Annotated in this window: 9 protein-coding genes; 7 read left to right on the top strand and 2 right to left on the bottom strand. The window is 71.9% G+C overall.

Going from position 1 to position 8,256, the window contains the following annotated elements; genetic code table 11:
- Both secD and ACWGI8_RS33980 read right to left on the bottom strand, forming a co-directional pair.
- On the bottom strand, positions 1 to 1,647 hold a 1,647-nt coding region (gene secD, locus ACWGI8_RS33985), incomplete at its 3' end, for a protein translocase subunit SecD (RefSeq protein WP_453666883.1).
- Between the two features lie 30 nt (positions 1,648 to 1,677).
- Positions 1,678 to 2,127, bottom strand: coding sequence for a hypothetical protein (locus tag ACWGI8_RS33980; protein WP_453666882.1), 450 nt, complete (start codon positions 2,125 to 2,127; stop codon positions 1,678 to 1,680).
- A 261-nt stretch (positions 2,128 to 2,388) separates the two neighbouring features.
- Here ACWGI8_RS33980 and ACWGI8_RS33975 point away from each other — a divergent pair, with 261 nt between their 5' ends.
- The 7 genes from ACWGI8_RS33975 to ACWGI8_RS33945 all read left to right on the top strand — a co-directional run.
- Positions 2,389 to 3,762, top strand: coding sequence for an ATP-binding protein (locus tag ACWGI8_RS33975; RefSeq protein ID WP_453666881.1), 1,374 nt, complete (start codon positions 2,389 to 2,391; stop codon positions 3,760 to 3,762).
- Positions 3,759 to 4,205, top strand: coding sequence for a roadblock/LC7 domain-containing protein (locus ACWGI8_RS33970; protein WP_453666879.1), 447 nt, complete (start codon positions 3,759 to 3,761; stop codon positions 4,203 to 4,205). The genes ACWGI8_RS33975 and ACWGI8_RS33970 overlap by 4 nt, the downstream gene beginning before the upstream one ends.
- Positions 4,202 to 4,564: a DUF742 domain-containing protein gene (locus ACWGI8_RS33965; protein ID WP_453666878.1), complete on the top strand. Its 363-nt coding sequence runs from the start codon at positions 4,202 to 4,204 to the stop codon at positions 4,562 to 4,564. The genes ACWGI8_RS33970 and ACWGI8_RS33965 overlap by 4 nt, the downstream gene beginning before the upstream one ends.
- The gene (locus ACWGI8_RS33960) at positions 4,542 to 5,168 is read left to right on the top strand and encodes a GTP-binding protein (protein ID WP_453666877.1); all 627 of its coding nucleotides are present in this window, start codon (positions 4,542 to 4,544) and stop codon (positions 5,166 to 5,168) included. The genes ACWGI8_RS33965 and ACWGI8_RS33960 overlap by 23 nt, the downstream gene beginning before the upstream one ends.
- Positions 5,165 to 6,571: a cytochrome P450 gene (locus tag ACWGI8_RS33955; RefSeq protein ID WP_453666876.1), complete on the top strand. Its 1,407-nt coding sequence runs from the start codon at positions 5,165 to 5,167 to the stop codon at positions 6,569 to 6,571. Before ACWGI8_RS33960 ends, ACWGI8_RS33955 begins: the two co-directional genes overlap by 4 nt.
- Before the next feature lie 26 nt (positions 6,572 to 6,597).
- Positions 6,598 to 7,803: a cytochrome P450 family protein gene (locus ACWGI8_RS33950; protein ID WP_453666885.1), complete on the top strand. Its 1,206-nt coding sequence runs from the start codon at positions 6,598 to 6,600 to the stop codon at positions 7,801 to 7,803.
- A gap of 120 nt (positions 7,804 to 7,923) precedes the next feature.
- Positions 7,924 to 8,256, top strand: a 333-nt coding sequence (locus ACWGI8_RS33945) for an SRPBCC family protein (protein WP_453666874.1), incomplete at its 3' end; no start/stop codon positions are given.

Raw genomic sequence — 8,256 nt, 5'->3', positions numbered from 1 at the left:
CCCTGCGACTCCGTCTCCTGCGTTGTCGTCGGTCACCGACGCTCCGCGTTTTTTTCCTCCTCCGCCTTGGATCCGAAGCCGCATGACGCCGCTCGCTGATCCAGCCTGATCCGCCGGACACCCCCTGGGGTCCCGGCGCGTCACCGGCCGACGACCGCGCCCGCCTGCTGTCGCCGCCGGGGCGCCCCACCGGCCTTCGAGGACGAGAGCCGCCGGCACGGCCGTGAGGACCGACGAATATGTGCCCACGCAGACCCCGATGAGCAGCGCCAGGGCGAAGTCGGCGAGGGAGTCGCCGCCGAGGACGGCCAGGGCACAGAGGATGAACAGGGCGCCCATCCCGGTGTTGACCGTCCGTGGCACCGTCTGGAGGACGGCCGTGTCCGCGAGCGCCGGCAGCGGAGTGCCGCGGTTCTTGCCCCACAGCTCCCGGACCCGGTCGAACACCACCAGCGAGTCGTTGACGGAGTATCCGATGACGGTCAGCAGGGCCGCCAGGAAGATGCCGTCCACGGACCGGCCGAGCCAGGCGAACGCGCCGATCAGGATGGTGACGTCGTGCACCAGGGCGATGACGCACCCCACCGCGAACGTCCAGCGGAAGCGCGACGCCAGATAGACCAGTTGGACGATCACGGCGACGGCCATGCCGATCGCCAGGACGAAACCGGCCAGCCCCGGCAGGGTCAGGGTGACGCCGAGCGCCACGAGCGCGGCGTACGAGATCACCGCGTACGCGACGAGGGCGACGGCGGCCAGGGCGCCGAAGAGCCGGTAGACGGCCGTGACGAAGAGCGCCGTGAGTACCGCTCCGATCACCGCGGCCTGCGCGCTCGCGCTGATCGCGGCGGCGCCGAGCGTGGGCCCGACGGTCCGCTGTTCGACGGTCTCGACGGGTACGGGCAGTGCCCCGCCCTTGATCAGCAGGGCGAGTTCCCTGGCCTCGTCGGCGCTGAACGAGCCGGTGATCTGCGTGGAACCGGAGGCGATGCCCGACCCGCAGGCCACCGAGGGATCCACCTGCGGTGAGGAGATCACCTGGTCGTCCAGGACGATCGCCACCCGGCGGCGGTCGTCCTGGACCGGATGGCACGCCGCCTGCCCGGTCAGCGGCGCCCAGTCGCGGGCCTCGCCCGAGCGGAACTCGACGGCGACGTACCAGCCCGCTCCCCGCTGGGCGTCGAACTGCGCCACGGCGTCCTGCACGCCCGCGCCCGACAGCTCCGCCGCGCCGAGATGCACGGGCCGCCCCTGCTCGTCGGGCAGCACCCGCTGCCTGCCCGCGCCCTCGGGGGCCGGTTCCTCGACGGCGTGGAAGCTCAACTGGGCGGTGCGGCCCAGCACCTCCGCCGCCTTCCTCGGGTCCTGGACGTCCGGCAGTTCGACGACGATGCGGTTCTCCCCCGACCTGGTCAGTGTCGGTTCGGCGACGCCGAGCGCGTCGATGCGCTGCCGCAGCACCTCCATGGTGCGCTCGGTGGTGTCGCGGTCCGCCTCGGCGGCCTGGGAGTCGTGGGCCTGGAGCACCATTCGGGTGCCGCCCTGAAGATCCAGGCCGAGCCTGGGGGACTGGGTGAGTGCGATGAAGACGGATACGAGCAGCACGAGCGCAGCCAGAACTGCCCGCACCGCGGTGGCGCGAGTCATGGGTTTCCTCCGTGAGGGCGCCGGGCGCCCTCAGCGAGGACGTACCGGCGGTGATGTGGGACGGGACCGGTGACCGGCCGTCCCCGGAGGTCCGCGCACTCCCAGAAGCTCCGCACGGGCCGTCGGCCGTACGAAGTCGCTCGTGGGAACGGCCCGGTCCGCGCCGCGGAGCGCAACGGGCGGCCGGGGACGGTGCGGTGGCAGCGCGCCGGATCCCGGCAGGGGAGAGAACTGACTGCCGGCGTGGACGTGTCCGACCGTCGTACGCCGTGGACCGTCGGGCCGGGTCTGTACGCCGTCGGTGCGCGAGAGGCGGTCGGTGTGACGGGACGACGGGGCACCGGCAGCCGGTGCGGGCAGCGACGCCGAGGGCGCCGGGCCGGTGACGAGCGCGGTCGCGGTGGCCGGCCGGACGCCGAGCAAGGCGAGCACGGCGAGCAGAACGGCGGCCAGCGCGGCTGACGTACGCTCCGAACGCATGGCCCCGCACCCTTGCTCGCCGTGACCCCCGCGCCCGCGCAGGGCGAAGGCGAGGCCGAACCCACACTATGCAGCATCCCGGCACCGGTAGCCATCGGTCTCTGTGACAGCGTTGGCAGAAAGTGACGGGAGTTGCACAACTGGCGTTCGATAGCGTCTGGTTGATCGTAGGATCTGGATGCTCCCGATCGCCAGGGGAGCCACAGTGTGGTCTGGAAGGGGCACTCTCTCCGTGGTCGCGTCATCCCGAAGCGTCGTGTCATGACCGTACTGCTGTGCGCGGGCGGCGCAGTCGTCGCGCTGTCGCTCCTCGGCTGGGCGCTGTGGCTCCGGCGCGAGCGCAATGCCGAACGCCGCGGACGTGAGCTGCACCAGCGACTGGCAGCCGCCCGCGGAGCCGAGATCGAGCATCTGGCGAACGTGCGGGTTCCCGCCATCGCCGAACGGACCCGCACCGGCCGGCGGCTGGACGGCGTACCCGGGCCGGTCGGCTCCGAAGCCGACACCGGAAAGGAGTTCGCGCAGGCACTGGCCGCCGTGGTCACGGCACTCGGCTCCGACGAAGCGGTCCGCAGGGAGCGGGCGCTGCGGGACTCCGTGCAGTCCGCCTTCGAATCCGTCGCCCGCACCATGCACGCGATGGCCACGGTGCAGCAGCAGGTGCTGGACCAGGTCGAGCGTTCCATCGACGACGCCGGCCTGATGGCCGAGGTCATGAAGGCCGACCACGCGGCGGCGCAGATGACCCGCAAGGCCCAGACACTGCTCGTGATGTGCGGTATCTGGCCCGCCAGGCGCGAAACCCGGCCCGTGTCGCTCTACGACTGTGTGCGCGGCGCCCAGTCACGCATCGTGGAGTTCGGCAGGGTCGAGGTGCACGGCGGGCAGACGCTCCATGTGGTGCCGCCCGCCGTCGAGGGTCTCATGCACGCGATCGCCGAACTCCTCGAGAACGCGACGGTGTTCTCCCCGTCCAGCACCAACGTCGTCGTCACGATCCGGGAAGTGGGGGCCGGCGCCGTCGTCGAGATCGACGACGCGGGCCTGGGAATGCCGCCCGACGTCCTGCACCAGGCGACGTCTCGGCTCCGCGACGACCTGGACCTGGCCCGGCTCGGCGCGGTGCCGCGCCTCGGCCTTGCCTGTGTCGGCCGCTGGACCCGCGAGCTGGGCTTCAACGTGGAGCTGACGGGAGCGTCGGCGTACGGCGGAACCCGCGCCGTCACGTTCGTTCCGCACCGGCTGCTCACCGAGCCGCTCTCCCACTTCGCGGCGCCGCGCCATTCCCCGGCCACGGCGGCGCCGCCGAAACCGCTGCACGAGACGCCGCAGCCGGCGCAGGGCGCGACGGAGCGGCCGCAGGAGCCGCCGTACGCCGACGCGCCGCGCGCCGACGAGGGCCCGCAGCCCGCTCCGGGCGGCCTGCCCCGCCGCCGCAGCCGGCGCGGTGCCCGTGACGCGGCCGTACAGCAGACTCTGCACACACCGCAGCCCGACCCGGCCGACAGCACCTGGACACCGGAGGCCGCGCGTGCGTCGATCGCCAGCGTGGTCTCCGGATCACGACGGGGCCGCGCCGCCCTGGAGGACACCCCCATGCCCGACGAGACCGATCACGAGGGAGGCCGGCAGTGACCGGAGCGATAACGAGGCTGCCCGACCTGGGGTGGATGCTTCGCCCGCTGACCGAGATCCCGGGGGTCCGGCACGCCGTGGTGGTCTCCGAGGACGGTCTGCGGCTGGGTCACGCCTCGGCGGAGGACCTCGCCGGGCCGGTCGCCCGGCTCAGTGTCCCCGAGGCCGAATCGCTCTCCGCGGCGTGCGCGGCGATGACGATGACCGGACGGTCCACCGCCGCGCTGCTGTTCGGCGGCGGCGCCGGAGTGCGCCAGCTGATGCTGGAGTCGGAGCACGGCTTCGTCCTGTTCACCCACGCGGGCGTCGGGGCCCATCTCGGCGTCGCCACCGACACCGAGGCCGATGTGGGCCTGGTCGCCCAGCAGATGCAGCTGCTCGTGGCGAAGATCGGCGCGCATCTGAGCACGCAGCCGCGGGATCCGGTGAGCCCGTCCTCATGACGGACCGTTCGGAAGGACGGACCACCACGCGCGCGGTACGTCCGTACGTGATCACCGGCGGCCGGGCGGGCAGCGGCGGTGTGCCGCTGTCCTGGGAGACCCTGGTGATGGCCGCGGATGTCGCCGTACCGGAGTCCCTCCAGCCCGAGCACCGGATGATCCTGACGCACTGTCAGGGACTGCTGTCGGTGGCCGAGGTGGCCGCGCACCTGGGCCAGCCGCCGTCGGTGGTCCAGGTGCTGCTCGCCGATCTCATCGACTGGGGGCTGATCCTGGCCCGTCCGCCCATTCCGCCGGCCGAACGCGCCGATGTGACCATGCTGAGAAAGGTCCTCCATGGCCTCGAAAGCCGTCTCTGACGCTCCGGCGTCGTCGTCCGCGGAGACGCCGTCCGGCAAGTACCTCACGTCGAGTGTCGCGGGCGCGGCCAAGATCCTCGTCGTCGGCCCGCTGGGGGTCGGGAAGACCACGCTCATCGGGACCGTCTCGGAGATCCCGCCGCTGTTCACCGAAGCGGTGATGACCCGGGCCGGCGCCCGGGTCGACACCGGCGGCGAGCGCGCCAAGACGACCACCACCGTGGCCCTCGACTTCGGCCGGATCACCATCGACGGGGAACTGGTGCTGTATCTGTTCGGCACGCCCGGCCAGCAGCGCTTCCTGCCCGCCTGGCGGGATCTGGCCAAGGGCGCGCTCGGCGCACTCGCGCTGATCGACACCCGTGACCTGGCCGCCTCGTTCGGTGCCCTCGGGAATCTCGAGGACCTCGATCTGCCGTTCGCCGTCGCCGTCAATGTGTTCCCCGGCAGCCCCCAGTACGCCGAGGACGACCTCCGCACGGCTCTCGATCTGCTTCCGAACACTCCGCTGGTGGCCTGCGACGCCCGCGACGCCGCCTCCTCCGTCCGGGCCCTGATCGCTCTCGTACGCCATCTCATCGACGCCGCCACGGAGTCCTCATGACCACCCCGCACGGCTCTTCGCCGCACTCACCGGCCCACGGGCACCCCGGCACCGGCCGCGGTGGCCGTTGCCCGGCCGCCACCGCGCTGTACGGGCCGCATCTCGGCGGCGACGCGATGCCCGCTCTGTACGAGGAACTCCGCGACAGGTACGGCCCGGTGGCCCCCGTCACCGTTGCGCCCGGCATCGAGGCCTGGCTGGTCCTCGGCCACCGCGAGCTGCTCCGGCTCACCCGCGAGGAGCAGGACTTCTCACACGATCCGCGCCACTGGGGCCTGCTGCGCGAGGGCCGGGTGCCCGCGGACTCGCCGATCCTGCCGCTGGTCGGCTGGCGGCCCGCGCTGCTGTTCGCCGACGGCCAGCAGCACCGCCGGATGCGGGCCGCCGTCTCGGACGCACTCGCCGGGATCAACGGACACGAGCTGCGCCGCAGTGTCCGGGCCGCGGCCGAGCAGCTGATCGCCTCTTTCGCCGAACGCCGCGAGGCGGACCTCGTACCGCACTACGCGCGCAAGCTCCCGATGCAGGTCATCACCGGGCTGCTCGGCCTGGACGACCGGACAGGACAACAGCTCGTCCAGGCCATCGCCGGGATGGCCGCCTCCAACGCGGACTCGGCCAACGCGAGCAAGCGGATGGGCGCGATCCTGCTCGCGCTGATCGAGGAGAAGCGGCGCAGGCCCGGCAACGACGTCACCTCGGCGCTGCTGCACCACCCGGCACGTCTCACCGACGAGGAGGTGCTGCACAACCTGGTGGTGATGTTCGTCGCGGGCAATCAGACCACCGTGAACTGGATCGCCACGACCCTGCGCATCCTGCTCTGCGACCCCGCGTTCCGGTCCTCGCTGACGGGTGGTCATCTCACCGTCGACGACGCGCTCGACCTGGTGCTGTGGCGCTTCCCGCCGACGCAGAACTTCCCCGCCCGGTACGCGACGCGGGATCTCAGCTTCGGCGGCCAGGACATCCGGGCCGGCGACATGCTGGTCCTCGGACTGGCCGCGGCCAACGCCGACCCCGCGGTTCTGCCGCCCGACGGCAGCCCGGTCGTCGGCAACCGCTCCCATCTCGCCTTCGGGGCGGGACCGCACACGTGCCCGGCGCAGGACCCGGCCCGGCTGATCACCCGTACCGCGGTGGACACCATCCGGCACCGGCTGCCCGACCTGGAGCTGGCCGTCGCGGAGTCGGAACTGGCCTGGATCTCCTCCCCCTGGAGCAAGGGGCTTGCCGCGCTCCCGGTCCGGTTCACCGACCCTCAGCTGCCCCTCGCCTCACGAACACCGCAAGCACCGCAGGCTATGCAGGCAATGCAAGCAGTGCAAGCACCGCACGTACGGCAGTCAGTGCACGCACCGCACGCTCCGCACACCGCGCCACAGACAGGAGAGCCTCGTTGAACACCTCACCCACGGACGCGCACCGGATGAACCCGGCCGGCGGCTGCCCGCACGCGGACAACGCACGGCTGCTCGCCCGGGGCGCCGTGGCCCCCGTCGTGCTCCCCGGTGAAGTGGCGGGCATGGCCGTGCTCGGACACGACGCGCTCAAGGAGTTCCTCGCCCACCCCGATGTGGCCAAGGGAGCCGAGCACTTCACCGCGCTGCGCGAGGGCGCGATAGCCGACGGCTGGCCGCTGAAGACCTTCGCGACCGTGCAGGGCATGACGACGGCCGACGGCGCCGACCACCGGCGGCTGCGGTCCCTGGTGAGCAAGGCGTTCACCGCGCGCCGTGTGGAAGAGCTCCGGCCGCGCATCGAGACGGTGACCGCCTCGCTGCTGGACGGCCTCGGGCGGGCGGCAGCCGAGGGCGGCGGCACCGCCGATCTGCGCCGCCACTTCGCCATGCCGCTGCCGATGGGCGTCATCTGCGAACTGCTCGGCGTGGACGCCGAGTACCAGGACCGGCTGCACCATCTGTCCAACCAGGTCGTCGCGACCGACATCGGCCCCCAGGAGGTGATGGCCGCCAACAAGGAGCTGGTGGAGGTGCTGGGCACGGTCGCGGCCGCCCGGATGAAGGAGCCCGGCGACGATCTCACCAGCGCGCTCATCGCCGCCCGCGAGGAGGACGGCGACCGGCTCAGCCAGTACGAGCTGATCGGCACCCTGCTGCTGATGATCATCGCCGGGCACGAGACCACGCTGAACCTGATCACCAACGCCGTCCGTGCGCTGTGCGCCCACCGTGACCAGCTCGCCCTGGTCCGGTCGGCCGAGGCGAGCTGGGCGGACGTGGTCGAGGAGACCCTGCGTTGGGACAGCCCGGTCAGCTACTTCCCGTTCCGCTACCCGACGCGGGATCTCACTCTCGACGGGACCGTGATCCCCAAGGGGACGCCCGTGCTGGCCGGATACTCGGCCGCCGGACGCGACAAGGCCGCGCACGGCACCGACGCGGACCGCTTCGACGTGACCCGGAACTCCGCCTCGCGGCATCTCTCCCTCGGCCACGGACCGCACTACTGCCTCGGTGCGCCGCTGGCCCGGATGGAGGCGACCATAGCTCTGGAGCAGCTGTTCACCCGCTTCCCCGAGCTTGACCTGGCCGTCACGGAGCCGGAACTGCCGCGCCACGCCAGCTTTGTGGGCAACAGCGTGCAGGAGCTGCCGGTGCGGCCGGTTCCGTAGTCACCCGTCCGGACCAGGCCGACCGCCCGGATCCCGATGCTCCGCCGCAGGCTGGAGGGCGTACCTGAGTGCTTCGGAGTGAGCGAAGTGTGAAGAGCGAACGAGGAACAGGGAGCCGGCATGGCAGGAAAGTTCGAGGCGACGGTCGTGATCGACCGGCCTGTCGAGGAGGTCTTCGCCTTCCTCGCCGACGGCGAGAACGACCCGAAGTTCAGCCCCAGAGTGCTGGAGATGAGGAAGACCACGGACGGCCCGACGGCCGTCGGCACCGTCTACCGCAGCAGGGTCAAGGACGCCGGGATGACGACCGGCCGTGAGTTCCGGATCAGTGAGTTCGAGCCGTCCCGCAGGATCCGCTGGACGGAGCTGTCCAAGAACATCGTGACCGTCCCGGAAGGCGGCTACGACCTGGAGCCGGTCGATGCCGGCCGTACCAGGCTGAGGGTGTTCAAC

This window comes from Streptomyces sp. NPDC054841, assembly GCF_053611045.1.
This window is presented reverse-complemented; position numbering and strand designations above follow the sequence as displayed.

Excerpts from the sequence above, each read along its gene's own strand:
- ACWGI8_RS33960 (WP_453666877.1), top strand. The coding sequence starts at position 4,542 with ATGGCCTCGAAAGCCGTCTCTGACGCTCCGGCGTCGTCGTCCGCGGAG.
- ACWGI8_RS33950 (WP_453666885.1), top strand. The coding sequence starts at position 6,598 with ATGAACCCGGCCGGCGGCTGCCCGCACGCGGACAACGCACGGCTGCTC.
- ACWGI8_RS33975 (WP_453666881.1), top strand. The coding sequence starts at position 2,389 with ATGACCGTACTGCTGTGCGCGGGCGGCGCAGTCGTCGCGCTGTCGCTC.
- ACWGI8_RS33955 (WP_453666876.1), top strand. The coding sequence starts at position 5,165 with ATGACCACCCCGCACGGCTCTTCGCCGCACTCACCGGCCCACGGGCAC.
- ACWGI8_RS33980 (WP_453666882.1), bottom strand. The coding sequence starts at position 2,127 with ATGCGTTCGGAGCGTACGTCAGCCGCGCTGGCCGCCGTTCTGCTCGCC.
- ACWGI8_RS33965 (WP_453666878.1), top strand. The coding sequence starts at position 4,202 with ATGACGGACCGTTCGGAAGGACGGACCACCACGCGCGCGGTACGTCCG.